Annotated in this window: 23 protein-coding genes and 1 riboswitch; of the genes, 16 read left to right on the top strand and 7 right to left on the bottom strand. The window is 63.1% G+C overall.

Translation table 11 applies throughout. The features are described 5' to 3' along the window. Positions 1-30 precede the first annotated feature (30 nt). The 7 genes from ACIPZF_RS06635 to ACIPZF_RS06665 all read left to right on the top strand — a co-directional run bounded on the left by ACIPZF_RS06635 (position 31) and on the right by ACIPZF_RS06665 (position 8,184). Entirely contained in the window at positions 31-1,788 is a 1,758-nt protein-coding gene (locus ACIPZF_RS06635; protein ID WP_016501928.1) for a carbamoyltransferase, read from the top strand. After that, positions 1,772-2,905: a glycosyltransferase gene (locus tag ACIPZF_RS06640; protein WP_400796732.1), complete on the top strand. Its 1,134-nt coding sequence runs from the start codon at positions 1,772-1,774 to the stop codon at positions 2,903-2,905. Before ACIPZF_RS06635 ends, ACIPZF_RS06640 begins: the two co-directional genes overlap by 17 nt. Further along, complete coding sequence (locus tag ACIPZF_RS06645) at positions 2,905-3,801, top strand: antimicrobial resistance protein Mig-14 (RefSeq protein ID WP_400797136.1); 897 nt, start codon at positions 2,905-2,907, stop codon at positions 3,799-3,801. Before ACIPZF_RS06640 ends, ACIPZF_RS06645 begins: the two co-directional genes overlap by 1 nt. Further along, positions 3,798-5,201 (top strand): PIG-L deacetylase family protein, encoded by a 1,404-nt coding sequence (locus ACIPZF_RS06650; RefSeq protein ID WP_400796735.1) that lies wholly within the window; start codon positions 3,798-3,800, stop codon positions 5,199-5,201. Before ACIPZF_RS06645 ends, ACIPZF_RS06650 begins: the two co-directional genes overlap by 4 nt. Positions 5,202-5,249: 48 nt before the next feature. Next, positions 5,250-6,206, top strand: a complete 957-nt coding sequence (locus tag ACIPZF_RS06655; RefSeq protein WP_400796738.1) for a glycosyltransferase — start codon at positions 5,250-5,252, stop codon at positions 6,204-6,206. Between the two features lie 67 nt (positions 6,207-6,273). Continuing rightward, positions 6,274-7,047, top strand: coding sequence for a glycosyltransferase family 2 protein (locus tag ACIPZF_RS06660; RefSeq protein ID WP_400796740.1), 774 nt, complete (start codon positions 6,274-6,276; stop codon positions 7,045-7,047). A 45-nt stretch (positions 7,048-7,092) separates the two neighbouring features. Continuing rightward, positions 7,093-8,184 carry a glycosyltransferase gene (locus tag ACIPZF_RS06665; RefSeq protein WP_400796742.1) on the top strand — a complete coding sequence of 364 codons (1,092 nt, stop codon included), beginning with the start codon at positions 7,093-7,095 and terminating at the stop codon, positions 8,182-8,184. Positions 8,185-8,189: 5 nt separating this feature from the next. Here ACIPZF_RS06665 and ACIPZF_RS06670 read toward each other — a convergent pair whose 3' ends face one another. After that, on the bottom strand, positions 8,190-8,795 hold the full coding sequence (locus ACIPZF_RS06670; protein WP_400796745.1) for a toluene tolerance protein: 606 nt from the start codon (positions 8,793-8,795) through the stop codon (positions 8,190-8,192). Between the two features lie 99 nt (positions 8,796-8,894). Between ACIPZF_RS06670 and ACIPZF_RS06675 the strand changes: the two genes are divergently transcribed. The 3 genes from ACIPZF_RS06675 to hldE all read left to right on the top strand — a co-directional run bounded on the left by ACIPZF_RS06675 (position 8,895) and on the right by hldE (position 13,446). Continuing rightward, complete coding sequence (locus ACIPZF_RS06675; protein ID WP_400796748.1) at positions 8,895-10,070, top strand: O-antigen ligase family protein; 1,176 nt, start codon at positions 8,895-8,897, stop codon at positions 10,068-10,070. Positions 10,071-10,085: 15 nt separating this feature from the next. Continuing rightward, positions 10,086-11,894, top strand: coding sequence for a lipid A export permease/ATP-binding protein MsbA (msbA, locus tag ACIPZF_RS06680; protein ID WP_400796751.1), 1,809 nt, complete (start codon positions 10,086-10,088; stop codon positions 11,892-11,894). Positions 11,895-12,024: 130 nt separating this feature from the next. Beyond that, positions 12,025-13,446 carry a bifunctional D-glycero-beta-D-manno-heptose-7-phosphate kinase/D-glycero-beta-D-manno-heptose 1-phosphate adenylyltransferase HldE gene (hldE, locus tag ACIPZF_RS06685; RefSeq protein ID WP_400796754.1) on the top strand — a complete coding sequence of 474 codons (1,422 nt, stop codon included), beginning with the start codon at positions 12,025-12,027 and terminating at the stop codon, positions 13,444-13,446. Between the two features lie 141 nt (positions 13,447-13,587). Here hldE and ACIPZF_RS06690 read toward each other — a convergent pair whose 3' ends face one another. The 4 genes from ACIPZF_RS06690 to ACIPZF_RS06705 are packed head-to-tail and all read right to left on the bottom strand — an operon-like array spanning position 13,588 to position 16,971. Further along, entirely contained in the window at positions 13,588-14,556 is a 969-nt protein-coding gene (locus tag ACIPZF_RS06690; RefSeq protein ID WP_400796757.1) for a metal ABC transporter ATPase, read from the bottom strand. 51 nt (positions 14,557-14,607) lie between these two features. Next, on the bottom strand, positions 14,608-15,420 hold the full coding sequence (locus ACIPZF_RS06695) for an aldo/keto reductase (RefSeq protein WP_400796760.1): 813 nt from the start codon (positions 15,418-15,420) through the stop codon (positions 14,608-14,610). After that, positions 15,417-16,592, bottom strand: a complete 1,176-nt coding sequence (locus ACIPZF_RS06700; protein WP_400796763.1) for an NAD(P)/FAD-dependent oxidoreductase — start codon at positions 16,590-16,592, stop codon at positions 15,417-15,419. The genes ACIPZF_RS06695 and ACIPZF_RS06700 overlap by 4 nt, the downstream gene beginning before the upstream one ends. A gap of 46 nt (positions 16,593-16,638) precedes the next feature. Beyond that, on the bottom strand, positions 16,639-16,971 hold the full coding sequence (locus tag ACIPZF_RS06705) for a DMT family transporter (protein ID WP_400796766.1): 333 nt from the start codon (positions 16,969-16,971) through the stop codon (positions 16,639-16,641). A gap of 182 nt (positions 16,972-17,153) precedes the next feature. Here ACIPZF_RS06705 and waaA point away from each other — a divergent pair, with 182 nt between their 5' ends. Next, positions 17,154-18,425 (top strand): lipid IV(A) 3-deoxy-D-manno-octulosonic acid transferase, encoded by a 1,272-nt coding sequence (gene waaA / locus ACIPZF_RS06710; RefSeq protein ID WP_400796768.1) that lies wholly within the window; start codon positions 17,154-17,156, stop codon positions 18,423-18,425. A 101-nt stretch (positions 18,426-18,526) separates the two neighbouring features. On the opposite strand, the gene ACIPZF_RS06715 is transcribed toward waaA, so the two are convergent. Next, complete coding sequence (locus ACIPZF_RS06715; protein ID WP_400796770.1) at positions 18,527-19,960, bottom strand: TolC family outer membrane protein; 1,434 nt, start codon at positions 19,958-19,960, stop codon at positions 18,527-18,529. Positions 19,961-20,122: 162 nt separating this feature from the next. After that, positions 20,123-20,229, top strand: a riboswitch (TPP riboswitch). Positions 20,230-20,383: 154 nt separating this feature from the next. Here ACIPZF_RS06715 and thiC point away from each other — a divergent pair. After that, on the top strand, positions 20,384-22,264 hold the full coding sequence (thiC, locus tag ACIPZF_RS06720; RefSeq protein WP_400796772.1) for a phosphomethylpyrimidine synthase ThiC: 1,881 nt from the start codon (positions 20,384-20,386) through the stop codon (positions 22,262-22,264). A gap of 150 nt (positions 22,265-22,414) precedes the next feature. Beyond that, positions 22,415-23,698, top strand: a complete 1,284-nt coding sequence (gene cytX / locus ACIPZF_RS06725) for a putative hydroxymethylpyrimidine transporter CytX (RefSeq protein ID WP_400796775.1) — start codon at positions 22,415-22,417, stop codon at positions 23,696-23,698. On the opposite strand, the gene ACIPZF_RS06730 is transcribed toward cytX, so the two are convergent. Then, a complete protein-coding gene (locus ACIPZF_RS06730; protein ID WP_400796778.1) occupies positions 23,667-24,413 on the bottom strand; it encodes an RsiV family protein in 747 nt (248 codons plus the stop codon). The two genes, cytX and ACIPZF_RS06730, sit on opposite strands and share 32 nt — an antisense overlap. 184 nt (positions 24,414-24,597) lie before the next feature. On the opposite strand from ACIPZF_RS06730, the gene ACIPZF_RS06735 reads away from it, so the two are divergent. The 3 genes from ACIPZF_RS06735 (at position 24,598) to cpdA (ending at position 26,547) form a co-directional block, all read left to right on the top strand. Beyond that, entirely contained in the window at positions 24,598-25,215 is a 618-nt protein-coding gene (locus ACIPZF_RS06735) for an NUDIX domain-containing protein (protein ID WP_400796781.1), read from the top strand. Beyond that, positions 25,206-25,658: a DUF1249 domain-containing protein gene (locus ACIPZF_RS06740; RefSeq protein WP_400796783.1), complete on the top strand. Its 453-nt coding sequence runs from the start codon at positions 25,206-25,208 to the stop codon at positions 25,656-25,658. The genes ACIPZF_RS06735 and ACIPZF_RS06740 overlap by 10 nt, the downstream gene beginning before the upstream one ends. 85 nt (positions 25,659-25,743) lie before the next feature. Then, positions 25,744-26,547: a 3',5'-cyclic-AMP phosphodiesterase gene (cpdA, locus tag ACIPZF_RS06745; protein WP_400796786.1), complete on the top strand. Its 804-nt coding sequence runs from the start codon at positions 25,744-25,746 to the stop codon at positions 26,545-26,547. The last annotated feature ends 117 nt before the right edge of the window (positions 26,548-26,664 follow it).

Below are 26,664 nucleotides of genomic sequence, written 5' to 3' on the forward strand. Positions count from 1 at the left end.
GCATCTCTACCGAATGAAGAGGCTAATCCCTTGGCATTGACGATTCTTGGCCTGTCCGGCGCCCTTAGCCATGACCCTTCCGCGGCCCTGTACATCGACGGCAAGTTGATTGCCGCCGCCGAAGAAGAGCGCTTCGTGCGTGACAAGCATGCGAAGAACCGCATGCCCTACGAGTCGGCGAAGTTCTGCCTGGAACAGGCTGGCATCAAGCCGTCCGACGTCGACGTGGTCGCCATCCCATTCGCCCCGATCAGCCTGTTCGGCAAGGCCCGCTGGCACTACGCCAAGCGCTACTGGTACGCCCCGGACCGCGCCCTCGACGCGATCCTGATGGGCAACCGCCGCTACAAGCGCTATCGCAAGAAGATCGTCTGGTGCCTGGAGCAGCTGGGCTTCGACCCGAAAAAGGTCAAGATCGAGCCGGTCGAGCACCACCTGGCCCACGCGTCCAGCGCCTACCATTGCTCGGGCTTCAAAGAGAAAACCGCGATCCTTGGCATCGACGGCAAGGGTGAGTATGCCACCACCTTCTTCGGCTACGGCGAAAACGGCAAGATCCACAAGATCAAGGAATTCTTCGATCCGGACTCGCTGGGCGGCCTGTATGGCGCGATCACCGAATTCCTCGGCTTCGAAATGCTCGACGGCGAGTTCAAGGTTATGGGCATGGCGCCGTATGGCGACGCCAGCAAATACGACTTCTCGCGCCTGGCCAGCTTCGAAAACGGCGAACTGGTGATCAACACCGAGTACGCCAACGTCATCGGCCTGCGCCGCTATAAAGAGAAGGGCAAGGGCTTCTACTTCTCACCGAAGCTGATCGAATGGCTGGGTCCCAAGCGCGAAGGCGACATCGCCGACGAGCCGTACATCCACTACGCAGCCAGCATGCAGGCGCTGTTCGAGAAGCTGGCCCTGCAGATGATCGACCACTACCTGGGCGACACCCTGCGTGAAACCGGCAAGCTGGCCTTTGCCGGCGGCTGCGCGCTGAACGTCAAGCTCAACCAGAAGATCATCGCCCGCCCGGACGTGAAAGAACTGTTCGTCCAGCCGGCCTCCGGCGATGCCGGTACCGCAGTCGGTGCCGCCGCTTATGTTTCCCACGCCCGTGGCGTGCCGGTCGAGAAGATGGAGCACGTCTACCTCGGCCCGTCGTACTCCAACGAGGACGTGATCGCCGCCTGCGCCCGTCACCCGGACCAGCCGAAGTGGCGCAAGCTCGACAACATGCCGCAGCAGATCGCCCAGATCATGGTCGATGGCAACCCGGTGGCCTGGTTCCAGGGCCGCATGGAGTTCGGCCCGCGTGCGCTCGGTGGTCGTTCGATCATCGGCTGCCCGAGCGTCGAAGGCGTGGCAGACCGCATCAACCACCAGATCAAGTTCCGCGAACGCTGGAGACCTTTCTGCCCATCGATGCTCGACACCGTCGCGCCGCAGATGATCAAGGTCGACCACCCGGCGCCGTTCATGACCTTCACCTTCGAAGTTGCCGAAGAGTGGAAGACTCGTGTGCCGGAGGTGGTGCACGAGGATGGCACCTCGCGTGCCCAAGTGCTCAAGCGCGAGTACAACCCACGCTACTACGACATGATGAAGGCGCTGGAAGACCTGACTGGCAACGGTGTGTCGCTGAACACCTCGCTGAACCGCCGTGGCGAGCCGATGATCTGCTCGCCGACCGATGCGCTGAACATGTTCTTCGGCTCGGACCTGCAGTACCTGATCATGGAAGACATCCTGGTGGTGAAGGACGGCGCAGCCGCGTATGACCAGCCGCTCTGAACCGCGCATCCTGCAGTTCTGCCATGGCTATGACGGGCCGTTCCTCGACTGTGCCCGTCAGTACGCCAGCCTGTTTCAGGGTAGTGGCTACAAGGTCACCACCGTATTCCTCACCGGCGCAGCCGACCCGCAGGTTGCGGCCGGCTGCGGGTCGGACGAGGTGCTGTTTCTCGAATTCAGTTCCAAGGCCGTGCGTGGCCTGAAGCTTGACGCCATTCGCGCCCTGCGCCAGATCGCCGCCGAGCGCAATTTCAGTTTCTGCATAGCGCATCGTTTCAAGCCGATCTACGTGGCCTTGCTGGCCACCGGTTTACCCGTGATCGGCGTGCATCATGCGTTTGGCGATTATCAGCGCAAGGGGCGGCGGCTGTTCGCCAACCTGTTCAGCAAACGTTTGAGCCTGCTGGGCGTGTCGGATGCGGTGCGCGACGACATGCGCCGCTGCCTGCCGCAGTGGCCGGCCGAGCGCATCCAGACGCTGTACAACCGTATCGACATCGAGGCCTTGCAAGCGGCCTTGGTACCGCGTGCCGAAGCGCGTCAGGCCCTGGGCCTGGATGCGCAGGCATGGGTCGTTGGCAACGTCGGCCGCCTGCATCCGGACAAGGATCAGGCTACATTGCTGCGCGGCTTTGCCGAAGCATTGCCGGGGTTGCCGGCCGGCGCTCGGCTGGCGATTCTGGGCAAGGGACGCCTGGAAATGTCGCTCAAGGCTTTGGCCGCCGAGCTGGGCATTGCCGGGCAAGTCGACTTCCTGGGCCAGGTGCCGGATGCCCGTCGCTATTTCCAGGCCTTCGATGTTTTTGCCTTGAGTTCCGACCACGAGCCGTTCGGCATGGTCTTGCTCGAAGCCATGGTGGCCGGTGTACCTGTGCTGGCTACCGCTTGCGGCGGTGCTCGCGAGGTGGTCGAGGGCGTGGGCGTGTTGTTCCCGCTCGGCGATGCCGCGCAGCTGGCCCAGGGCCTGAAGCACATGTCGGTGCTGGACGCGCAGCAGCGCCAAGCCTGCGCCGTGCACATGCTGCAGCGCTTGCAGGAGCGTTTCTCCGACCAGGCGGTGCGCCAAGCGTTCTGGCAGCTGCCGCAGGTGCAGGCACTGCAGGTGAAGCAGGCATGATGCTCAATCACATCCAGGCCTTCCGTGAGCGCGGCTGGCAAGTTATCGATGCAGCGGCTTATGCCGAGGCATGGGCGCGTTTCGGCGGCAGTGTTGCCACGCATCCGCAGGTGATCGAACAACTCGCCGACCTGGCGCAAATTCCCGTGCGCTATCTGGGTTGGCATCAGGCCGGTGAGTTGAAGGCCGCTGTGCCGACTTGGGGCCGCCACCTGGCGCTGTCCAAAGACGTGCTCAAACGTGCCGGCAAGAAAGGCCTGTTCGACCTGGGGAATGCCGAGATCATCCTGCCTGCCGCCGCCGATGCGGCGGCGCCATTGCGCCATGCCGCACGCTACCTGTCCGAGCTGAACCAGGGGCGCTTCAGCGGCCTCAAGGCGCAGAAGGAGCAGCTGGCCATGGCTCGCACCCCTGAAGACCTGTCGAAGAAATTCCGCTACAACCAGCGCCGCGAGTTGCGTCTGCTGGAAGAGGCCGGCGGCGTCGTGCGCCCGATCAGCGACTTCAGCGCCGTCGAGATCGCCGCCATGTACCGGGACCTGTTCCAGCGCCGCTGGGGCTTCCCGGCCACGGGTGCCGAGCACATGGCCGATGTATTGGAGCGCTTGCGTGAACTGCTGATCGGCTCGGTGCTGTTGCTCGATGGCAAGCCCATCGCCATTCAGCTGGTCTATCGGGTGGAAGCGCCGGAGTGGATCAGCGTCGAGTACGTCAATGGCGGCGTCGACCCGGAAACCAAGGCGTTCAGCCCGGGCAGCGTACTGAGCTTCCTCAACACCCAGGCGGCCTGGGAAGATGCCCGCGCCCGCAACAAGCCCCTGCGCTTCTCGTTCGGCCGTGCCGACCGCGAGTACAAGGACCGCTGGTGCAACCCTGTGCCGGTGTTTCAGGCGTGAGCCGCAAGCAGCAGTTGCTCAAGCGCCATCGGCGCAACAAACGCCTGGGGCTGCTTGCCGGCCTGGTGGCGCTGGTTGGCCTTGGCGTATTCATTTACTGGTGGCTGCCGCTTCTGCTGTTGCCGCTGCTCTGGGCCGCCCACGAGGCCTGGTTCGCCGATCATCTGTTCTACGCGCCTGGCGAGGACTACGCCTACAACTTCGGCGAGCAAACTCGCCAGGTGCCGGTTGCCTTGCGTGATGGCTTGCTGAAGGTCGATACGGCATTGCAGGGTGATGAAACGCTGATCCTCGAAATAGGCGTGAAAAGCCGATGGCTGGGGCGCTTTCTCGACCCGCGTGTCGAGGTGCTGGCCAATGAGCTCAGTGACCGACAGGCGTTCGAGCGTGGTGTCGACGGGGTTCGCTTCATCAATCTCACTGGCCTTGCCGCGCCGCTGCAGGCGGGTACGCTGCGGATGCGCGGCCGCCACTGCAGCCTGCGGGGCGAACCGCGCCTGTGGATAACGCCCGGCATCGATGTGCAGCGCCGTCGGGTGATGGTCATCGCGCCCCACGCCGATGATGCCGAACTGGCTGCCTATGGCCTGTACAGTCAGGCCGAGGAAACCTGGGTTGTCACCCTGACTGCCGGTGAAATCGAAGCTGAGCATTATCAGCAGATGGGGCTGGGCAAGGCCGAGGCCGCGCGTCTGAAGGGCCGTCTGCGCGCCTGGGACAGCATCGCCGTGCCGCGCTGGGCCGGGGTACCGGAATCGCGCTGTGTGCAGTTGGGCTACTTCTGCCTGCAACTGCCCGCGATGCAGGCCACGCCGGACGTGCCGGCCGCTTCCCGTGAAGCCGACATGGCCGATATCCGCCCATTCCGCCGCTTCAATCCCTTCCCGCTGCCGGCAGACGACGATGGTGCGCCGACCTGGAACAATCTGCTGGCCGACCTGCGCGCCTTGCTGGTAATGGCCAAGCCCGAGGTGCTGGTCATGCCGCACCCGCAGCTCGACCCGCACCCCGACCATATCTGTGCGCAGGCTGCTGTACTGGAGGCCCTGCACGGCCTGGCGTGGCAGCCACAGACGCTGCTGTGCTACGCCAACCACCTGCATGACAACGACCGCTGGCCGATGGGTGATAGTGGAGACGGTGTGGCGTTGCCGCCGCAACTGAGTGCCGACCAGCCGTGGGCGCCATGCACCCTGGTGCTGGACCTGCCAACCCAGCAGGACAAGGCCATGGCTCTGGGCATGATGCACGACCTGCAACCGCCCGCGCCGTTCAAGCGCCGCCTGCGCCGGCTGTTGCAGCGCTGGCTGGCCGGGCGTCGGCCGTCGCCCTATGGAGAAAACGAATTCTTCCGCAAGGCTGTGCGCCGACATGAACTGTTCTGGCGTCGTGAGCTGTGAATCACGCCCATGGTTGACCGCGATGGCGCAGAGCGCCCAAGGAAAGTAATGAAAGTCCTATTTCTGGTGCAGAAGGAACAACGGGCGATCCTCGATCGCCTGTACGACGGCGTCGCGGCCAACTGTGAATGTGACCTGCGCTGGCTGACCAGCGACGACCAGCGCAACCTGCGCCGCTACTTCAAGCGCGAAGTGCAGGTCGAGCGCTATGACCGCATCGTGTTCTTCCTGCGCTTCAAGCAGGAGATCCGCCAGGTGGCGTTCATCCGCACGGTGCCGAACCTGGTCATCCTCGAACATGACGCCTATCAGAACTACATCCCCTGCAAGTACACCGGCAAGTTCAGCGCGCACTACCGCAAACTGCCCTGGGCGCGGGTGATCAGTTCGGGCTACATGGTCAGTGAGCGCCTGCGTCAGGAAGGCTTCGATGCGGTGTTCGTGCCCAAGGGCTATGACGAGCATCTGCTGAGCGATCAGGGCCGCGAGCGCGACATCGACCTGGCGTTCGTCGGCAGCACCAACAGTGTCGCCTACAGTGGCCGCAAGGCGCTGCTGGATGAATTGGGCCGGGTGGAAAACCTGGTGGTGACCCGCACCAAGTCCGGCGAGGATTACGGCAACACGCTCAACCGCATTCGTTTCTTCGTCAGTGCCGATGTCGGCATGGGCGAATACATGATCAAGAACTTCGAAGCGATGGCCTGTGGCTGCGTGCTGCTGGCATTCGACCAGGGCGAGGAAGAAAACCGCGCCCTGGGCTTGCAGGACATGCACAACATCGTGTTCTACGACAACATCCCGACACTGCAGCGCAAGCTGCGCATCCTGCGCGATGACCCGGCCCTGGCTCGGCAGATTGCCGAGAATGGCCGCCATCTGGCAGTTTCTCGTTTCAGTTTCGGGGCAGTTGGCCGTAGCATCGTCGACCATATGCGCCCGGCACTCAGGCCGCACCCGCCGTTGTCCACATGGCAGCGGCTGCGGCTGAAGCTGGGCTTTTGAATTCAAAGAACTTTCGCTTTCACGGATGTAGGCGAAAAGTCGATTGTCGCAACGCGGAGGGAGTCCGGTGCGCTTTTCCCAAGAGAGTGATGTCACGCTCGTCGTGACCAGCTGCGGTCGTTTCGATCTGCTCAAGGAAACCCTTGACAGCTTCGATCGCTACAACACGGCGCCCATACGTGAAGTCTTCATCACCGAAGACTCCGGCGATGAGGCCGTGCATGGTGCTGTACCGGCGCATTGGAAACCCCACTGCACGGTATTCGTCAATCGACCCAAGCTTGGCCAGCTGGCGTCGATCGACCTGGCCTACAGCCATGTCAAGACGCCCTATATCTTCCACTGTGAAGACGACTGGCAGTTCTATCGCCAGGCCTTCGTCGAAGATTCCAAGGCGGTCCTCGAGGTCAGTCCCGACGTGCTGCAGGTCTGGCTGCGCAGCCATGCCCACGACCTGGCGATCCATAGCCCGTACATTCACCTGGGCGAGCGCCAGGTGATTGCCGGGGTGCCTTGCTACCCCCTGCACTCCGAAAAAGCCGAATGGCAGGCGTTCTCCCTGAACCCAGGCTTGCGTCGTTTGAGCGATTACCAGCGCTGTGCGCCATTTGCCGCCTATGCTGGTGAAAAGGCGCTTTCTCGGCGCTACGCTGAGTTAAATCTTACAGCGGTCAAGCTGGAAGGCGACGCAGTGTTGCACACGGGTTTTGGCAGCCATGTGACCTTGCCTGAAGAAGTTCAGCGCAAGGCCAAACGGCGTAATCGCGACCGGGTAAAGCTGGCGTTGACACTGGTCATGGGTGCCTTGATAGGTATGGGAATATCTGTTTTTGTTCACTGACACCGCAGTCCCACCTGGCTTGAGCGGGAGAGGGGCGCTATCCCTATGAACATCGTCAACATGATGTGGGCGGGCGGTTCGCCGTACATGTCCATCCACAAGGTTCATCGGCAGGTGTTGTCGCACGCTGGCGCAGACGCCCGCATCAGCAACTGGCTGTTGCTGGGCAGTGGCCTGTGCTGTGGGCTGGGTTCCACACGCGAATGGCATATGCCGCAACGTGCTTTGAAGGGGCGGCACCTGTGGCGCCTGTTGAGGCCGTGGCTGCGCTTTCGGCTGCGCAGAGCGCTGGCGCAAGCCAACGCCGATGTGCTGCTGCTCGATGGTGTCGGTGTCGCGCGCCTGGTGTTGCCCCTGTTGGAGCAGGTTCCCGGGTTGCGGGCCAAGGTGCTTTTCCATGGCCAGACACGCCTGAATGCCAGCGATGTCCGGTTGCTCCGCGCATTGCCGGCCGACCGTTTGAGCATTGCCGCCGTCTCGCATACGCTCGCTGATGCCTTGGAGCATGATCTTGGCCGGCCAGTGCAGACCTTGCGCATGGCGCTCGATCCGCAGTCATTCGTCGCATCCTTGATGAGCCGGGAGCGTGCACGCCAGGCCCTGGCTTTACCACAAGGCTATGGGCAGGTGCTCGGTGCCGTCGGACGGCTGGTCGAGAGCAAAGGGTTCGAGATGCTGATCGAGGCATTTGCCGCACGTGCTGCCCTGCAGCCCGACATGCAACTGGCAATCATCGGCGATGGTCCTTTGCGCACTACCTTGCAGGCACAGATCGAGGCGCTTGGCCTGAGCGAGCGCGTTCGCCTCTGCGGCCATCACGATGACTTGCACCAGCTCTACCGCGCGTTCGACTGGTTGCTGGTGCCCTCGCGCGCCGAGGGGTTGGGCCTGGTGGTGCAAGAGGCGGTCATGGCCGACGTACCGGTGATTTGCAGTGACCTGCCGGTTTTCCATGAGCAGTTGGGCGAAGCTGGCTGTTACCTGCCGATTGCCGACGTTCAGGCCTGGGCCAACGCGATAGGCTGCTGTGACGCACCTCAAGCAGCAGTGCTGGCTGCCAGGCAGCGTCAGGCGCTAGCACCTGACGCTGCCTGGCAGGCCTTCCAGAACGCCTCGGCGAACCTACTGCGCGGCTGAAGCGCTCAGCGCGCCAGCAGGGCCGCTTGGAAGTCGGCCAGAGGGAAGCGGTCGCCCAGCTTTTCCCGTTCGATGTAACTCACCATGTGTTGCACGTTGCGACGAATCATTCGGGCAGACAAGGGCGGGCGCAGGAAGCGCATGTCTGCCACGTCGATCAGCCCCAGGCGCTGGTCGGGGGTGACCACTACGTTGCCCAGGTGCAGAGAGCGGAAGTAGATGCCACTGCGGTGCAACTGGCGAACCAGTGCGATCAGCCGAGGCAGGTAGTCAGCCCAGCTGAAGTCGTCGTCCCGCGACATCTGCAGCAACGTACGCCCCGGCAGGGGGCGGTACAGCACGGCGGTTCTGCCCGGTAGGTCGAGCTTGTGCTGGCTGATCACTTCGAGCGTCGGGATGCCCAATTGCGCGAGGCGCGCGGCGTTGTCGACGAATCGCTGGGAGTACGGTCGCAATAGCGCAGATGAAATCAAACGCTTCCTACGAAAAACCTTGAGGAAATTACCATCTTCAAGCAGGTAGACTTTGGCGCCATGGCTGTCTGCCTCTAGAACCTGGGCGCCACGTGTCAGCTGATCGAAGTCGACCTGGGTGAGCCGAGAGCATTGCATGAGTTGAGCCTTGTCGTCTGGCGAGCAAAATGACCGGCAATAATGCCGAAAATAATGCCGTAGCACCATGATGGTGTCTTTGATTCACCGGGGGAACTGATGTTGTATCAAAAAAGCTGGGCCCGGGCCTGGTTGGGGATCGGTCTGGTCTGGTTTCTTGGCGCGATCGCCCTGGCGCCCAGCAACAAGGTCTACCAGCAAGGGCTCGTGCTGTTTCTCTGGCTTCCGACCCTGGTGCTGGCGTGGTCGGCCAGGGCGGTGCTCGTGGAGGCCTGGCGTCGTCAGGCAGCCTTGTGGGGGAGCGTGCTGTTATTGATGGCCTGGTGTGCCGTGAGCCTGTTCTGGTCGTCTGCCGAAGAGCCGGTGCGAGAGGCCAAGCGGCTGGTTTACATCGTGGTTTTCCTGCTGGCCTTCCCTTTGCTGGCACAAGCCGGGACAACCCGCATTCGTCACCTGCTGCAGCTCGGCAGTGGCTTGTTGGCGATCGCTGCACTGATTTCGATCGTGCATTTCTATGGCCTGCAGGACCACCCGCTGATCGGCCGCTTGTATGGAATAGGTGAAATATCCCACCCGATCCTTGGCGCTTACGTTGTCGGCTGCGCAGCGCTGCTGTTGCTTTATCAGTTGCCTCACCAGCGTATCTATCAACTGGGCTGGATCTTGGCCCTGGCCTGCCTTGGCGCATTCATCATGCTCAGCCAGAGCCGGGGCGCGGTGTTGGCCTTGCTCCTGACCGTGCTGATCGCACCGCTGTGGTTGCGTACCCGCTACAGTTCCACGCTCGCCGCCCTGGCGCTCGTCGCCACAGGGCTGACGTTCTACGTCGCTTATGACCTTATCAGCGCCCGTGGTTCTTCGTACCGCCCGGAGATCTTCGCGGCGGCGCTGCAGATGATCGGTGAGCATCCGTGGACCGGCCTGGGCTTGGGCGCTTCCTATAAAGTGTTTGCCGCAGCCACGGAATTCGACCACACCCATAACATGTTCACCCATGTTGCAGTGGAGTTGGGCTGGCCCGGCATGTTGTTGTGGACCGCGGTATGGCTGTTCACGTTGGCCGAAATCGTTCGCGCACGGCATCTTCTGCTGGGCAAGCTGCTGCTTGGGCTGTGGATCTTCTCCACCCTGGCCATGCAGTTCGATGCTGCCAGCCTGACGGCGACGCCGCGCGCCGAATGGTTCATCAGCTGGCTTGTGGTGGGCTTGGTCATGTTGTTGCCATGGGGGCGTGCCGAAAATGACGCCTGTGGTAAAATTTCCGGTTCAACCTGAACAGCGAGCTCGATGATGGCCGAAACACCGCTACCGGCGGAGCACACCTCCAGCCTGAAGATTTACTTCCGGCTGCTGAGCTACGTGAAACCCTACATCGGCATTTTTCTGCTGAGTATCGTCGGTTTCGTGATCTTTGCTTCTACCCAGCCGATGCTGGCCGGGATCCTCAAATACTTCGTCGACGGCCTGAGCAACCCGGAAGCGGTGTTGTTCCCCAATGTGCCTTACCTGCGCGACCTGCAGCTGCTGCAGGCGGTACCGCTGCTGATCATCCTGATTGCGGCGTGGCAGGGGTTGGGGTCGTTCCTCGGCAACTATTTCCTGGCCAAGGTCTCGCTTTCCCTGGTGCATGACCTGCGCGTCGAGTTGTTCAACAAGTTGCTGGTGTTGCCCAACCGCTATTTCGACAACCACAACTCCGGGCACCTGATCTCGCGCATCACCTTCAACGTGACCATGGTCACCGGCGCCGCCACCGATGCCATCAAGGTGGTGATCCGTGAAGGCCTGACCGTGGTGTTCCTGTTTGCCTACCTGTTGTGGATGAACTGGCACCTGACCTTGGTGATGGTCGCGATCCTGCCGGTCATTGCGGTGATGGTCAGCGTCGCCAGCAAGAAATTCCGCAAGCAGAGCAAGAAGATCCAGGTGGCCATGGGTGATGTCACGCATGTCGCTTCCGAGACCATCCAGGGCTACCGTGTGGTGCGCAGCTTCGGCGGCGAGGCCTACGAAGAGCAGCGTTTCAGCCGTGCCAGCCAGAGCAACACCGATAAACAGCTGCGCATGACCAAGACCGGCGCGCTGTATACGCCGATGCTGCAGCTGGTGATCTACAGCGCGATGGCGGCCTTGATGTTCCTGGTGCTGTTCCTGCGTGGTGATTCCACCGCCGGTGACCTGGTGGCCTACATTACCGCAGCGGGCCTGCTGCCCAAGCCGATCCGCCAGTTGTCGGAAGTCAGCTCGACCATCCAGAAAGGCCTGGCCGGTGCTGAAAGCATCTTCGAACAGCTGGACGAAGCGCCCGAGGTCGACAGCGGTACCGTCGAGAAAGAGCGGGTCGAGGGCCGTCTGGAAGTCCGCAACCTGAGCTTCACCTACCCCGGTACCAACCGTGAAGTGCTGAGCGACATCAGCTTCACCGCCGAGCCTGGGCAGATGATTGCCCTGGTGGGGCGTTCGGGCAGCGGCAAGTCGACCCTCGCGGCGTTGATTCCGCGCTTCTATCACCATGACCAGGGGCAGATCCTGCTCGATGGCGTGGAGATCGAAAACTACCGCCTGCGCAACTTGCGCCGTCACGTCTCGCAGGTGACCCAGCATGTCACGCTGTTCAACGACACGGTGGCCAACAACATCGCCTACGGCGACCTGGCCGGTGCACCGCGCGCCGATATCGAGGCGGCGGCTGCCGATGCTTACGCCAAGGAGTTCGTCGACCAGCTGCCAAAAGGCTTTGACACCGACGTCGGTGAAAACGGCGTGCTGTTGTCCGGCGGCCAGCGCCAGCGCCTGGCAATCGCGCGGGCGCTGTTGAAGAACGCACCTTTGCTGATCCTCGACGAAGCCACCTCGGCACTGGACACCGAGTCCGAGCGGCATATCCAGGCTGCTCTGGATCATGTCATGCAAGGCCGTACCACGCTGGTGATCGCCCACCGCCTGTCGACCATCGAGAAGGCCGACCAGATTCTGGTCATGGACCAGGGGCGCCTGGTCGAGCGCGGAACCCATGCCGAGCTGCTGGCAGCCAATGGCTATTATGCGCGCTTGCATGCCATGGGCCTGGAAGAGCCGGCGAAGGCCGATATCACCTGAGTACACCTTCATCGGGGCCGTTCGGCCCCGATTGTCACCGGAATTTTCCAGGGGCCGATCTGGCCATAAAGCCGTCGCTTACCCTGTGCTAATATCCTGCCCCTGTTCATTATTTTCATATGGGTTGCCCATGAAGTTGTCCATGCCGCGTTTCGATCAAGCCCCGGTATTGGTGGTCGGCGATGTCATGCTGGACCGCTACTGGCATGGCGGTACTTCGCGTATTTCGCCTGAGGCGCCAGTGCCGGTGGTCAAGGTCGACCAGATCGAGGACCGCCCTGGCGGCGCGGCCAACGTTGCCTTGAACATCGCCGCCCTTGGCGCTCCGGCAGCGTTGATTGGCGTGACCGGCCAGGATGAAGCCGCCGACAGCCTGGCCAACAGCCTGCAGGCTGCTGGCGTACGTTCTGTGTTCCAGCGCATCGCGCATCAGCCGACCATCGTCAAGCTGCGGGTCATGAGCCGTCACCAGCAGCTGCTGCGTATCGATTTCGAAGAACCCTTCGCCACCGACCCGCTGTCGCTGGGTAGCGAAGTTGACAGCCTGCTCGAAGGCGTCAAGGTGCTGGTGCTGTCCGATTACGGCAAGGGCGCGCTGAAGAATCACCAGAGCCTGATCCAGGCCGCACGGGCCAAGGGCATTCCGGTCCTGGCCGATCCCAAGGGCAAGGACTTCTCGATCTATCGCGGGGCCAGCCTGATCACCCCGAACCTCAGCGAGTTCGAAACCATCGTCGGCCGTTGCGCCGATGAGGCCGAATTGGTCGCCAAGGGCCTGCAGTTGCTGCTGGATCTGGATCTGGGTGCATTGCTGGTGACCCGTGGCGAGCATGGCATGACCTTGCTGCGCACTGGCCAGCCGGCGCTGCACCTGCCGGCGCGTGCCCGCGAAGTCTTCGATGTGACCGGTGCCGGCGATACCGTGATTTCCACCCTCGCCGCCGCCATCGCAGCCGGTGAAGACCTGCCCCACGCAGTGGCCCTGGCCAACCTCGCAGCGGGTATCGTGGTCGGCAAGCTGGGTACTGCGGCGATCAGCGCCCCTGAGCTGCGCCGGGCAATCCAGCGTGAGGAAGGTTCCGAGCGTGGCGTACTGGGCCTTGAGCAACTGCTGCTGGCCATCGACGATGCGCGCGCGCACAACGAGAAGATCGTCTTCACCAACGGCTGTTTCGACATCCTGCACGCCGGCCACGTGACCTACCTGGAGCAGGCGCGTGCCCAGGGCGATCGGTTGATCGTGGCGGTTAACGACGACGCCTCGGTCAGCCGCCTGAAAGGCCCTGGCCGCCCGATCAACAGTGTCGATCGGCGCATGGCGGTGCTGGCCGGTCTTGGTGCTGTGGACTGGGTGATCAGTTTCCCCGAAGGCACGCCGGAAAACCTGCTGAGCCAGGTCAAACCGGATGTCCTGGTGAAGGGCGGCGACTACGGCATCGACCAGGTGGTTGGCGCCGATATCGTCAAGGCGTATGGCGGAACTGTGAAGGTGCTGGGGTTGGTCGAGAACAGCTCGACCACCGCGATCGTCGAGAAGATTCGCAAGCACTGACTGCACTTGAGGCCCCTGTGGGAGCGGGCTGGTCCCGCGAAGGGGCCGGCCCAGAATACCTAAGTGTGTGGCCAGGGCTTCGCCCTGGTTCGCGGGGCAAGCCCGCTCCCACAGGCCTGCTCCCAATACCTGCTTCCAGTATCACTTGTGCAGCGAAGTCCGCGCCCGCTCCAGCAGCGCCCGGGCCTTGTCGCCAAAGCGCTGAAGGTGTGACGCCTTGGCTGGCTTGCGCTCCACCAAGCCCTGCTGCTTCACCCATTCCCTCCAGCGTATTCGCTCATCGCTCACCACCCAGCCGTCCTGCCGCGCAAAGCTCTCGGCCAGGTACAGTCCGCGAGTGCTCGCGGGCACCAGTTCGTCTTTCCTGAGCGTGTACAGCTCGGCCAGCGGCTGGCCGTCCTGCACTGGCATCAGGTACAGGTCCGGACGTTTGCGGTTCAACCGTGCCACCAGCTGATCGCCCTCGAGGCGTTCGTCGACATGGAACAGGCTCAGCTTCTTTGCCTCTCTGGGCACTTGCAGGCGCATGTCGTAGATCAGCTGCAGCGAGGCAGTAGGCAGGTGCACATAGGCTCGCGGTCGCTCGAGCAACATCAGGTTGCCGCAATGCACCGGCCGCGCAGCACCAGACTCTGGCGTCAGTACGAAAGGCAGCGACTCACGGTAGTGCAGGGCAGCATCATAGGGCGCCGGTAGCCAGGTGTCGTTGAAGCGTCCACCCAGCCAACCTTCCGGCGTTTCCAGCAGGCATTCTTCGGCCACTTCCTGAACGGCGGTGTGCAACGGCAGGTTGAGCTCCTGAGCCGGGACATAACCTGAAATCAATTTCAGCACCACGTCACCGCGGTCCTGGCGCCGTTGCCGCACCAGTACCCAATAGTCCCGATTCTGCCAGTGCAGGGTCAGCCGCACCGAGACGCCAAGGTTGGCCAGTTCGACCACGAAGCGTTGATTGTCGGGCAACTGAATGGCGCGCCGACGTTGCTGGGTCTGGGCGAAATTCAGCGGCATGCCGATGCTCTGGTAGGCCAGGCCTTCGGGGGTGGCTTCGACGTGCAGCGGCAGTGTCTTGAAGTTGCTCGGGTTCTTGCGGATCAGCGTACGCGGCACGAAGCTCCTCCTTGCGTCGGGTCAGTCTCCAGGCCTAGGCGCAGGGACTGCTCAATGCTGGCCCAGAATACGGGCGACGGCGGCCACGTTGTGGGCCAGGTGCAACGGATTGATGGTGCCGACGATAGCACTGCTGACGCCCGGGTGAGCGAACAGCAGCTCGAAACTGGCCTGTACTGCATCGACACCGGGCGCAAGGCAGACGTGCCCGCTGGCCAGGGCCTTTTTCACCAGGATGGCCTTGCCGTGTTCGGCAGCGTAGTCCAGCACCGGGCGTTCTGCCTGCTCATTGAGGTTGTAGGTGACCATGGCGCAGTCGCCTTGTTCAAGCGCCTTCAGTCCACCGGCAACGGTTTTGCCAGAAAGGCCGTAGCCAAGGATCTTGCCCTCTTGCTTGAGCGCGGCGAGGGTCTGGTAGACCTCCTGCTGTTCGAGGATCGCCAGGTCGTTGCCGTCGGAATGCACCAACACCAGTTCGATGCGGTCGGTCTCGAGGCGGCGCAGGCTGCGTTCGACAGAGAGGCGGGTATGGGCCGCGCTGAAGTCGAAGCGCGACTGCCCATCTTCGAACTCTTCGCCGACCTTGCTGACGATTACCCATTCATCGCGTTGGCCGCGCAGCAGCGGGCCCAGGCGTTCTTCGCTGCGGCCATAGGCAGGCGCCGTGTCGATCAGGTTGATGCCCAACTGGCGCGCCTGTGCCAGTAACAAGCGGGCCTCGTCATCGTCGGGGATGGTGAAGCCGCTTGGGTACTTCACGCCCTGGTCGCGGCCAAGCTTGACCGTGCCCAGGCCCAGAGGGGACACCTTGAGGCCAGTGCTGCCCAGCGGGCGGTGGAAGTCGTGCAGGGTTGGCAGGGTCATGGCAGCAGTCGCTCCCAGGCCGCAACGCCCAGCGGTGGGCGCGGCAGCTCGCTGAGGTCGGTTTGAGCGCCAGGGCGAATACCATCGCGCTGCAGTGCGGCGAGTACACGGTCACTGAAATCGGGCGCCAGTGCCAGCTTGGTCGGCCAGCCCACCAGCAGGTGCTGTTGATCGGCGAGGAAGGCATTGTCCGGGCGTACCAGGCCGGATTGTGCAGGCTCGGCGCGGTCGACGCGCAAGGTCGCCCAGCGCACCTGGCTCTGGTCGACCCAGGGCAGCAGGTTGGCGATTTCTTTTTGCGCCGCAGCGATTTGCGCGGCAGGCTCGCGCGCCACGCCATCGGCTTCGGCCAAGTCGCCGCCGAGGTACCAGACCCACTGGCCATCGGCTGCCGGGTGGGTGGTCACCGTGACCCGTGGCTTGGGCCCGCCACCCAGGCAGTGGGCATATAACGGTTTGAGGTTCGGCCCTTTGGCCATGACCATGTGCAGCGGCCGGGTTTGCATGGCCGGTTGGCTCAGGCCCAAGGCACGTAGCAAATCTTCTGTACCGGCGCCGGCACTGAGGACGATGCGCTGGGCGCGGATCTCACGTCCGTCCACGCGCAGGCCGGCCAGCGCGTCACCATCACGCAGTGGCTCGATACGCTCACCCGCCAGCAGCGAGTCCCCGGCCAGTTCAGCCAGGTTGGCCAGCAGGCTGGGCACGTCGATGACCAGCTCCGCCAGGCGATACACCTTGCCCTTGAAGGCACGGTCCTGCAGCGCCGGGGGCAATTGATCGCCCTTGACCTGGTCGACCCGGCCGCGCACCGCCTTGCTGGCGAAGAAGCTGGTGAGGTTGCCGGCCAGGGTGCCCGGCGACCACAGGTAATGGGCATCGGAGAGCAGGCGGGTGCGGCCGAGGTCCAGCTCGCCGCTGCCGGCCAGGGCTTCGCGCCAGCGTCGTGGCATGTCGGCGATGGCTTCCGAGGCGCCGGTCAGGGCGCCGTGCAGGGCGTACTTGGTGCCGCCATGGATGATGCCCTGGGACTTGATGGTCTGCTCGCCGCCAAGGCTGGCGCGCTCCACCAGCACTGTCGAATAACCCAGGCGGCGCAGGCGGGCGTTCAGCCACAGGCCTGCGACCCCGGCGCCGACGATCAGTACGTCAGTGGAAATGGCGGTTGGCATGGCGGTACCTCGAAGACTGGGACAGCTGGCAAGTATACAGCCCGCATCAATGCCCGGCAGTTTTCGAGAACAGCTGAATCACTACCACTCCGCCGACGATCATCGCCATGCCCAGCATGGCCGGCACGTCCAGCTTCTGGCCGTAGATCACCAGGGCTGCGATGCTGATCAGCACGATCCCCAGCCCCGACCAGATGGCATAGGCGATCCCTACCGGAATGCTGCGCACCACCAGGGTCAGCATCCAGAACGCGACTGCATAGCCGCCTACCATCAGCAGCAGGGGCAGCGGCGTGCTGAAGCCCTTGACCGCTTTCATGGAGGCGGTGGCGATGACTTCGGCGCAGATGGCGATGGCGAGGTAGGTGTAGGCGTTCATGGTGATTCTCCGGTTGCTGGCCGGGCATTCTAGGGGATTTTTTGTGGTGGGGAGGGTGGCAGGCGACCGTCTTGAAGTTTTTAGCGCCCTTGAGATCGAGCGCCGCCCGCGCGGCGCTCGATCTCAAGAGCGCAACACCTATTGCGCCAAGCACCACGCGCGATCAGGTAAACTTCGGCGCCATGAACAGAACCCTCTATACCCTGCTGTTTCACCTTGGCCTGCCACTGGTTGCGCTGCGCCTGTACCTGCGTGCGCGCAAAGCGCCGGCCTACGGCCAGCGCATCGGCGAGCGCTTCGCCCGCAACCTGCCAGCCATGCGCCAGGGAGGCATCTGGGTGCATGCCGTCTCGGTCGGTGAAAGCATCGCCGCCGCTCCCATGGTGCGCGCGCTGCTCAAGGCCTATCCGGAGCTGCCAATCACGCTCACCTGCATGACCCCGACCGGCTCCGAGCGCATTCGCGCCTTGTTCGCCGACGAGCCACGCATTCAGCATTGCTACCTGCCTTACGACCTGCCGTGGGCGGCGGGGCGTTTTCTCGATCATGTGAAGCCCAAGCTGGGCATCATCATGGAAACCGAGCTGTGGCCCAACCATATTCACCAGTGCGCCAAACGCGGTATCCCGGTGGCCCTGGCCAATGCCCGGTTGTCGGAGCGTTCGGCCCGCGGCTATGCGCGCTTTGCCAAGCTGACTCGGCCGATGCTCGCCGAGATGAACCTGATTGCGGTGCAGACCGAAACCGAGGCGCAGCGCTTTCGCGATCTCGGCGCGCGTTCTGAGTGCGTGCAGGTGACTGGCTCGATCAAGTTCGACTTGAAAATCGACGATCAACTGCTGCCGCGCGCCCAGGCACTGCGTGAGCAGTGGGGCGCATGCCAGCGCCCGGTGTGGATTGCCGCCAGTACCCATGAGGGTGAAGACGCGCTGATCCTGCAGGCGCACCAAAAATTGCTTCAAGTACACGGCGATGCACTGCTGATCCTGGTACCGCGCCACCCCGAGCGGTTCGACGCAGTGCATGCTTTGTGCGCTGAACAATTCGCCACCGTGCGTCGTTCTGCCGGCACAGCAGTGGATGGCCAGACCCGCGTACTGCTCGGCGATACCATGGGTGAGCTGCTGTTCCTCTACGCGCTGGCCGACATCGCCTTCGTCGGCGGCAGCCTGGTCGCCACCGGCGGCCACAACCCGCTGGAGCCAGCGGCGCTGGCGTTGCCGGTGATCATGGGGCCGCATGTGTTCAACTTCCTCGAAATCAGCGCGATGCTGCGCGAGGCGGGGGCGTTGCAACAGGTGGAGGATGCCGACGGGCTGGCCGAGGCGGTGCGCCGGTTGGTGGAATTGCCGCAGGATGCGCAACGCATGGGCGAGGCGGGCAGGGCGGTGATGCGGGCCAATCAGGGGGCCTTGCAGCGCTTGCTGGATGGGCTGGGTGCCCTCATAAGGTGAGCATTGCGGTGCGCCCTTCGCGGGGCAAGCCCGCTCCCACAGGTTGAGGTATGCAGTGTACCTGGGAGCGGGCTTGTCCCGCGAACGATTCACCGCCTATCTCAGGGCCTGCGCTCGAAGTTCTTCGCCGCCGCCGCCGCCAGGTCCGGTGGCAGGAAGTCCTTGTCCGGGTTGTAGTCCGCTTTCAGATACCGCTTGAGGTCCACCAGGTCCTGCGGGCTCAAGGTCCCGGCCGCCTGTTTCAGGCTCAGGTTGTCGAGGATGTAGTCGTAGCGGCTGTTGTTGTAGTCGCGCACCGAGGTGTACAGCTGGCGCTGGGCGTCGAGCACGTCGACGATGTTGCGGGTGCCGACCTGGTAGCCGATTTCGGTGGCTTCCAGCGCGCTCTGGTTGGAAATGATCGACTGCTTGCGCGCCTGTACCTGCTCCACATCGGTATTCACCGCGCGGTGCAGGTTGCGTGTGTTCTCCACCACCTGGCGGCGCAGGCTTTCGCGTTGCTGCTCGCTCTGGCTCAGGCGTTGATAGGCCTCGCGCACCTGCGAACTGGTCAGGCCGCCACTGTAGATCGGGATATTCAGCTGCAGGCCGATGCTGGTCTGTTCCACGTCACCGCTGTAGCGCACGCCCAGCTGCGAGGGGTTGCTGAAGCCCAGGTTGTCGTTGTCGCCTTTCTGGTACTTGGCCACCGCATCCAAGGTCGGCGCGTGCCCGGCCTTGCGCTGGCGCAGGGTTTCTTCGGCGGCACTGACGGCGTAGTTGGTCGCCAGCAGGTTGAGGTTCTGCCGACCGGCGGTCTCGACCCAGGCCTTGGCATCGTTGGGCGTGGGCACCTGGATCGGCAGGGTATGGACTACGCCCTGAATCGAGGCGTATTCGCGGTTGGTCAGGGTCACCAGAGCCTCGAAAGCATCCTGTACCTGGCGCTCGGCGATGATCCGGTTGGCCCTGGCGGTGTCGTAGCTGGCCTGGGACTGGAGCACGTCGGTCTTGTCCGACAGGCCCACGTCAAAACGTTCGTTGGACTGGTCGAGCTGGCGCTTGAAGGCAGCTTCCTCGGCCTTGGTCGCGGCCAGGTTGTCCTGGGCGCGGAGCACCGCGAAGTAGTTTTGCGCGGTCTGCAGGATCAGGTTCTGCTCGGTGGCCGACAGTTCCAGCGCCGCCTGCTCGTTGACCGCCTCGGCCGCCTGCAGCTGGAACCAGCGGTCGGCGCGGAACACCGGTTGGGCCAGGGTGGCGCTCCATGAGTTGCCACTGCGGTTGGAAGTGATCGACGGTTCATCGAGTTTGGTGCGGGTGTTCTGCATCTCGGCACCGGCCGACAGGTTCGGCAACAGGCCTGCGCGGGCCTGGGGCACCACTTCGCGGCGGGCGCCATAATCAGCACGTGCGGCAGCAAGATCGGCGTTGTTGTCGACCGCTTCCTGGTAAACGCTGACCAGGTCGGTCTTCACTGTCGTGGGCACATCCGCTGCCCAGACCACTCCGTTGGACGCACAAGACACGGCTATCGCCAGTGAGAGTTTGCGCAGCATAGAGGCAATCCTTGTACGAAATTGTAATTTCTGAACTGTTGAGTTTCGAAAGATGGGCCAGTGTAAGGCCGAGCGCAGCCGGCAACAATCGCCGCGTGCGCCTTTCATCATCGCCACTATTTACCCGCTTGGCTTTACTGACCACTCCAGTCTAGACTGCGCATGTTCTTGTCGGGGTGCCTTGAAGCAAAGGCTGAGATCGCATAGGTGCGGATCCCGTTGAACCTGATCAGGTTAGCGCCTGCGTAGGGAACAAGATTGCTCGCCTTCCCGGGGAGCCTCTTGTGCCAGGTCCGGGAATGTCTCAGCCGCTTGCGGCTCATGGCACCTCGTCCTCGCACTGCACTCGTCTACGAGTGCGTCTGCCTCTTTCAGGTTCACCCCGACATTCCGCCCGCTTGGAAGCCGTCTGGAGAGCCTGTGATGACCAAACAAGAAAAAACGATCAACCTCAGTGAGTCGGCGCAAGTCGATCAGCAGTCCGTGCAACCGTTCCCGCGTTCGCGCAAGGTCTACGTCGAAGGCTCGCGCCCGGACATCCGCGTGCCGATGCGCGAAATCAGCCTGCACGACACCCCCACCGACTTCGGCGGCGAAAGCAACGCCCCGGTGCTGGTGTATGACACGTCCGGCCCGTACACCGACCCGAATGTCATCATCGACGTACGCAAAGGCCTGGCCGATGTCCGTTCCGCCTGGATCGACGCGCGTGGCGACACCGAGCGCCTGGGCGGCCTGAGCTCGAACTTCGGCCAGCAACGTCTGAACGATGCCGAGCTTGCCAAGCTGCGCTTCAACCATGTGCGCAACCAGCGCCGCGCCAAGGCCGGCGCCAACGTCTCGCAGATGCACTATGCCCGCCAGGGCATCATCACCGCCGAGATGGAATATGTCGCCATCCGCGAGAACATGAAGCTGCAGGAAGCCCGCGCTGCAGGTTTGCTCAACCAGCAGCACGCCGGCCACAGCTTCGGCGCCAATATCCCGAAAGAGATCACCGCCGAGTTCGTGCGCGAAGAAATCGCCCGTGGCCGCGCGATCATCCCGGCCAACATCAACCACACGGAACTGGAGCCGATGATCATCGGCCGCAACTTCCTGGTGAAGATCAACGGCAACATCGGCAACAGCGCCCTGGGCTCCTCGATCGAGGAAGAAGTGGCCAAGCTGACCTGGGGCATTCGCTGGGGCTCGGACACAGTCATGGACCTGTCCACCGGCAAGCACATTCACGAAACCCGCGAGTGGATCATCCGCAACTCGCCAGTACCGATCGGCACCGTGCCGATCTACCAGGCTCTGGAGAAGGTCAACGGCGTGGCCGAGGACCTGACCTGGGAGCTGTTCCGCGACACCCTGATCGAGCAGGCCGAGCAGGGCGTGGACTACTTCACCATCCATGCCGGTGTGCTGCTGCGCTATGTGCCGCTGACCGCCAAGCGGGTCACCGGCATTGTCAGCCGGGGTGGTTCGATCATGGCCAAGTGGTGCCTGGCGCATCACCAGGAAAACTTCCTGTACACGCATTTCGACGAAATCTGCGAAATCATGAAGGCCTACGACGTCAGCTTCTCGCTGGGTGACGGCCTGCGCCCCGGTTCGATCGCCGACGCCAACGACGCAGCGCAGTTCGGTGAGCTGGAAACCCTCGGCGAACTGACCAAGATCGCCTGGAAGCACGACGTTCAGTGCATGATCGAAGGCCCGGGCCATGTGCCGATGCAGTTGATCAAAGAGAACATGGACAAGCAGCTGGAGTGCTGCGACGAGGCGCCGTTCTACACCCTCGGCCCGCTGACTACCGACATCGCCCCCGGTTACGACCACATCACCTCGGGCATCGGCGCGGCCATGATCGGCTGGTTCGGTTGCGCCATGCTTTGCTACGTCACGCCGAAAGAACACTTGGGCCTGCCGAACAAGGATGACGTCAAGACCGGCATCATCACTTACAAGATCGCCGCGCATGCCGCCGACCTTGCCAAGGGCCACCCCGGCGCGCAGATCCGTGACAATGCCTTGTCCAAGGCGCGTTTCGAGTTCCGTTGGGAAGACCAGTTCAACCTGGGCCTGGACCCGGACACCGCGCGTGCCTTCCACGACGAGACCCTGCCGAAGGAATCGGCCAAGGTCGCGCACTTCTGCTCGATGTGCGGGCCGAAGTTCTGCTCGATGAAAATCACCCAGGAAGTGCGTGAGTACGCCGCCAGGATCGAGACCGTGGACGTTTCGGTCGAGCAAGGTATGCGTGAGCAGGCCGAGCGTTTCCGCCAGGAAGGCAGCCAGCTTTATCACAAAGTCTAAAGCAGCATTTCACAGTCCTTGTGGGAGCGGGCTTGCCCCGCGAAAGCGTCAGCTGGGCCAATGCATTGGGCAGGCCCGACGCCTTCGCGGGGCAAGCCCGCTCCCACAGGGGATGGCGATATCACTTCAATTCTTCCGGCGATAAGCACAATGACAACCCCCAGCCATTTCTCCCCCGACCACCCGGTCCCCACCACCCAGCGCCCGTTCGGCGGCCGCGACCTGTTCTCGCTGTGGTTCTCCCTCGGCATCGGCCTGATGGTCCTGCAGGTCGGCGCCATGCTCGCCCCAGGCCTGGGCCTGGCCGGCGCGGTATTGGCCATCGCCCTCGGCACTGGCGTGGGCGTGCTGTTGCTGGGGGCTGCCGGCGTGATCGGCAGCGACACCGGCCTGTCCGCCATGGGCACTCTGCGCCTTAGCCTGGGTAGCCACGGCGTGCGCTTGCCGGCGCTGCTCAACCTGCTGCAACTGGTCGGCTGGGGCGCCTTCGAGATCATCGTCATGCGTGACGCGGCCAGCCTGCTGGGCGCACGCGCATTTGGCGAAGGCAGCCTGTGGAACAGCCCGATGCTCTGGACCCTGTGCTTCGGTGGCCTGGCCACCTTGCTGGCGGTGAGTGGGCCGCTGGCGTTCGTGCGCAAGGTGCTGCGCAAATGGGGCATCTGGGTGCTGTTGGGCGCGTGCCTGTGGCTGACCTGGAACCTGTTCGCCAAGGCCGACCTGGGCGAGTTGTGGCGCCGCGCGGGCGACGGCTCGATGTCGCTGGCCGTCGGTTTCGACATCGTCATCGCCATGCCGTTGTCCTGGTTGCCGTTGATCGCCGACTACTCGCGGTTTGCCCGCAATGGCCGGCATGTGTTCGGCGGCACGGTATTGGGGTATTTCATCGGCAATACCTGGCTGATGAGCCTGGGTGTGGCGTACACCCTGGCCTTTGCCCCGAACGGTGAGGCCAACGCGTTGCTGCTGGCCCTGGCTGGCGCCGGGATGGGTATTCCGTTGCTGCTGATCCTGTTGGACGAATCAGAAAAAGCCTTCGCCGATATCCACTCGGCGGCGGTATCGACCGGAATGCTGGTGCGAGTGAAAGTCGAGCACCTGGCCTTGGTCATCGGCGTGCTGTGCACGCTGATCGCCCTGCTGGCGCCGCTGGCCCAGTACGAGAACTTCCTGCTGCTGATCGGCTCGGTATTCGCGCCGCTGTTCGGCGTGGTGTTGATGGACCACTACGTGATCCGCCGTCGCCGCGTGCCCGCCCAGGTCGACGGTTTGCACTGGCAGGCACTGCTGGCCTGGGCGGTGGGTGTGGTGGCCTATCACCTGATTGCAGCGCAAGCGCCGGAGCTGGGCGCGACCCTGCCAGCACTGCTGCTGGCAGGTGGGCTGCATCTGCTACTGAGCTTCAGCCGCGGCCGGGAAACAGTTCGGGCTTGAGCACACCGTTCAGACGCGGGTAGGGGAGCTTCAACTCCACGTGGCCCATGGAATAGGGCGCGATGGAGTAGACCTCGTACTTGACCACCACTGCGCCGTACGTCAGGGCGATGTGCGGCGACTTCTTGAACGGCCAGGTCTTGACGAACTCGGCGTCCTTGTCCATGCCCACGCTGATCAACCAGGCGCGGTGCGATTCCTCGACCGTCTTCCAGAAGGTCTCTTCCTGGCCCGGCAGCAGCATGTCCTGCAGGGTCAGCACCTTGTCCAGCTTGCGCGAATAGTTGATGAAGCCGCGGCCAGGCATGCCGTGGGCACCACCGCTATCGAGGTAGCTGGACAGCTCGATGATCACCAGCCCGTCATGCTGCTCGCGTACCTTGGCTTGCAGGTAGCTGCTGTTGCGTTTGTCGGCGCTGGCCAGGTATTGCTGTTCATACGCCTGCAAAGTGCTGGGCGCGGTGCCATGCTGGTTGTCTTCGGTCAGCTGCAACAGGCGTTTTTCGACGATGGCGTCGAGCTTGGGCAGATCCGGGAAGTGGATGGTGTCGATGTTCACCAGCGGGCAGTCGCTGGCGCTGCAGCCGGGCTTCACATGCTCCCAGGCGTCGCGCTTGACCTCCAGCGGGGCCCGGTAATTGGGCGCGAACAAGCTCTGGCAGGCACCGAGGGCCAAGGCCAGCACAGCCACGGAAGTCAGTTTGACAAGTGTCATGATGATCCTTGCAGTACAGATAAAGTCGCCCTTTGACCGCCTGCGCGGCCTTCAGTTCGCCACTAAGCTAACAGACAGTAGACCCGCTGTCCCGAGTGCGCGAACGGTTACCGGAAAGGGGTGAAACGGGCAAGCGTGCAGAGTAGGATGGCGCGAAGCAGTATTCGAGGTAATGAGGATTTCCATGTCAGACGCGTTGAATTCAGTGCCCAAGGGCTTCGACATCATCGAGCGGGCCAATTGCTTCCAGGGCTTTTACAAGCTCGACAAGCTGCGCCTGCGCCATGAGCTGTTTGCCGGGGGCATGGGCCGTGAGATCAGCCGCGAACTGTTCGTGCGTCACGATGCCGTGTGCGTGCTGCCTTACGATCCGCAGCGTGATGAAGTGGTGCTGATCGAGCAGTTTCGCGTTGGGGCGTTGGGCAAAACGGACAATCCCTGGCTGATCGAGATGGTCGCCGGCCTGATCGACAAGAACGAACAGCCCGAAGAAGTCGCCCACCGCGAAGCCGAAGAGGAAGCCGGCCTGACCTTCAAAGCCTTGTGGCCGATGACGCGCTACTTCCCTTCGCCAGGCGGCAGCGATGAGTACGTGCACCTGTTCCTCGGCCATTGCAGCAGTGAAGGCGCCGGTGGCCTGCACGGCCTGGAAGAAGAGGGCGAGGACATCCGCGTGCGCGTCTGGTCGTTCGAGGACGCCTTGCAGGCCGTGCGCGACGGGCGCATCTGCAATGCGGCAACTATCATCGGTTTGCAATGGCTGGCGCTCAACCGCGACGAAGTACGAGGTATGTGGAAGTGAACCTGCTGCGTGAGCGTTATCGGGTCGATCTGGCCGGGCTGCAAGCAGCCTGCGAGGCCAATTACGCCCGGCTCATGCGCCTGCTGCCCGACATGCGCACCACCCAGAGCTCGCGGCGCATCGGCATGACCCAGGGCGACCAGATGCTCGGCGTGCTGGTGCTCGACGTGCTGCTCGCCTGCCCGTACACCACCACCCTGCGGGTACGCCAGGAGCACAGCCTGCCGTGGCTGCCGGTGCCGCACCTGGAGGTGCAGGTGTATCACGATGCGCGCATGGCCGAAGTGGTCAGCGCCGAACATACCCGGCGCCTGCGCAGTATCTACCCCTATCCGAACCAGGCCATGCACCAGCCGGATGAAAAGGCTCAGCTCAATCTGTTCCTCGGCGAATGGCTGAGCCATTGCCTGGCCTGCGGCCACGAACTGGCAAGCGTGCGCTGAATTGTGAAGGCGGTCGGGTTCGGGTGTTTGCTTGCAGCCCTTACGCCGCCATAATTCCCGCTGAATCCGCACGAGGAGACGGCCGGTGCCGCGCCCAGACCCATCCGATGCACCCGTTCACGTGGTGCAACTGACCGACGCCCATTTGTTCGCCGACCCCGCAGGCTCGCTGCTGGGCCTGCGCACCCGCGACAGCCTGCGGCATGTGATCGACCAGGTGCGGCGCGAGCAGCCGCGAATCGATTTGCTGTTGTGCACGGGCGATCTGTCACAGGATGGCAGTGTCGCGTCGTACCAGGCGTTTCGTGAGCTGACCGGCGAATTCGGCGTGCCAACCCGTTGGCTGCCGGGCAACCATGATGAGGCCAAGGTCATGGCCGAGGTGGCGCCGGAGCTGGTGCAGGCGGTAACCGATGTGGGTGCATGGCGCGTGGTGATGCTGAACTCGGCGGTGATTGGCGCGACCCATGGTTTGCTTGAAGCAGAACAGTTGGCCTTGCTGGATGAGGCGCTGGCGACAGCCGGTGAGCGCCACTGCCTGGTGTGCTGCCACCATCAACCGGTGGATGTCGGTTGTGCCTGGATCGCCCCGATCGGTTTGCGCAATGCTGACGAATTGCTGCATCGCTTGGACGGTTATCCACAGGTGAAAGCGTTGCTCTGGGGGCATATCCACCAGGAATGGGATGAGCAGCGCGGTGGTGTGCGGCTGCTGGCTACGCCCTCTACATGCATCCAGTTCGCCCCCGGTAGCGACGATTTCAAGGTGAGCGAGGAGCAGCCCGGGTATCGGTGGTTGCGTCTATATGCCGACGGTCGGCTGGCAACGGGCGTAGAGCGGGCGACGGACTTTGATGTGAAGCTCGACTTCAATAGCCCTGGTTACTAACGCGTTGTGCAGAGAACACTGTGGGAGCGGCTTCAGCCGCGAAGCAGACGACGCGGTGGATGGTACCGGCTTTGCCGGTGATCGCGGATGAATCCGCTCCTACAGATAAATTGTTGC

Origin of the sequence: Pseudomonas sp. NPDC089752 (genome assembly GCF_044748725.1) — a bacterium.
In the GTDB taxonomy this organism is placed as follows: Bacteria; Pseudomonadota; Gammaproteobacteria; order Pseudomonadales; family Pseudomonadaceae; genus Aquipseudomonas.

Coding starts and splice junctions, on each gene's coding strand:
- ACIPZF_RS06640 (WP_400796732.1), top strand. CDS start 1,772: ATGACCAGCCGCTCTGAACCGCGCATCCTGCAGTTCTGCCATGGCTAT.
- ACIPZF_RS06645 (WP_400797136.1), top strand. CDS start 2,905: ATGCTCAATCACATCCAGGCCTTCCGTGAGCGCGGCTGGCAAGTTATC.
- ACIPZF_RS06655 (WP_400796738.1), top strand. CDS start 5,250: ATGAAAGTCCTATTTCTGGTGCAGAAGGAACAACGGGCGATCCTCGAT.
- ACIPZF_RS06665 (WP_400796742.1), top strand. CDS start 7,093: ATGAACATCGTCAACATGATGTGGGCGGGCGGTTCGCCGTACATGTCC.
- ACIPZF_RS06670 (WP_400796745.1), bottom strand. CDS start 8,795: ATGCAATGCTCTCGGCTCACCCAGGTCGACTTCGATCAGCTGACACGT.
- ACIPZF_RS06675 (WP_400796748.1), top strand. CDS start 8,895: ATGTTGTATCAAAAAAGCTGGGCCCGGGCCTGGTTGGGGATCGGTCTG.
- msbA (WP_400796751.1), top strand. CDS start 10,086: ATGGCCGAAACACCGCTACCGGCGGAGCACACCTCCAGCCTGAAGATT.
- hldE (WP_400796754.1), top strand. CDS start 12,025: ATGAAGTTGTCCATGCCGCGTTTCGATCAAGCCCCGGTATTGGTGGTC.
- ACIPZF_RS06695 (WP_400796760.1), bottom strand. CDS start 15,420: ATGACCCTGCCAACCCTGCACGACTTCCACCGCCCGCTGGGCAGCACT.
- ACIPZF_RS06700 (WP_400796763.1), bottom strand. CDS start 16,592: ATGCCAACCGCCATTTCCACTGACGTACTGATCGTCGGCGCCGGGGTC.
- ACIPZF_RS06705 (WP_400796766.1), bottom strand. CDS start 16,971: ATGAACGCCTACACCTACCTCGCCATCGCCATCTGCGCCGAAGTCATC.
- waaA (WP_400796768.1), top strand. CDS start 17,154: ATGAACAGAACCCTCTATACCCTGCTGTTTCACCTTGGCCTGCCACTG.
- ACIPZF_RS06715 (WP_400796770.1), bottom strand. CDS start 19,960: ATGCTGCGCAAACTCTCACTGGCGATAGCCGTGTCTTGTGCGTCCAAC.
- thiC (WP_400796772.1), top strand. CDS start 20,384: ATGACCAAACAAGAAAAAACGATCAACCTCAGTGAGTCGGCGCAAGTC.
- cytX (WP_400796775.1), top strand. CDS start 22,415: ATGACAACCCCCAGCCATTTCTCCCCCGACCACCCGGTCCCCACCACC.
- ACIPZF_RS06730 (WP_400796778.1), bottom strand. CDS start 24,413: ATGACACTTGTCAAACTGACTTCCGTGGCTGTGCTGGCCTTGGCCCTC.
- ACIPZF_RS06735 (WP_400796781.1), top strand. CDS start 24,598: ATGTCAGACGCGTTGAATTCAGTGCCCAAGGGCTTCGACATCATCGAG.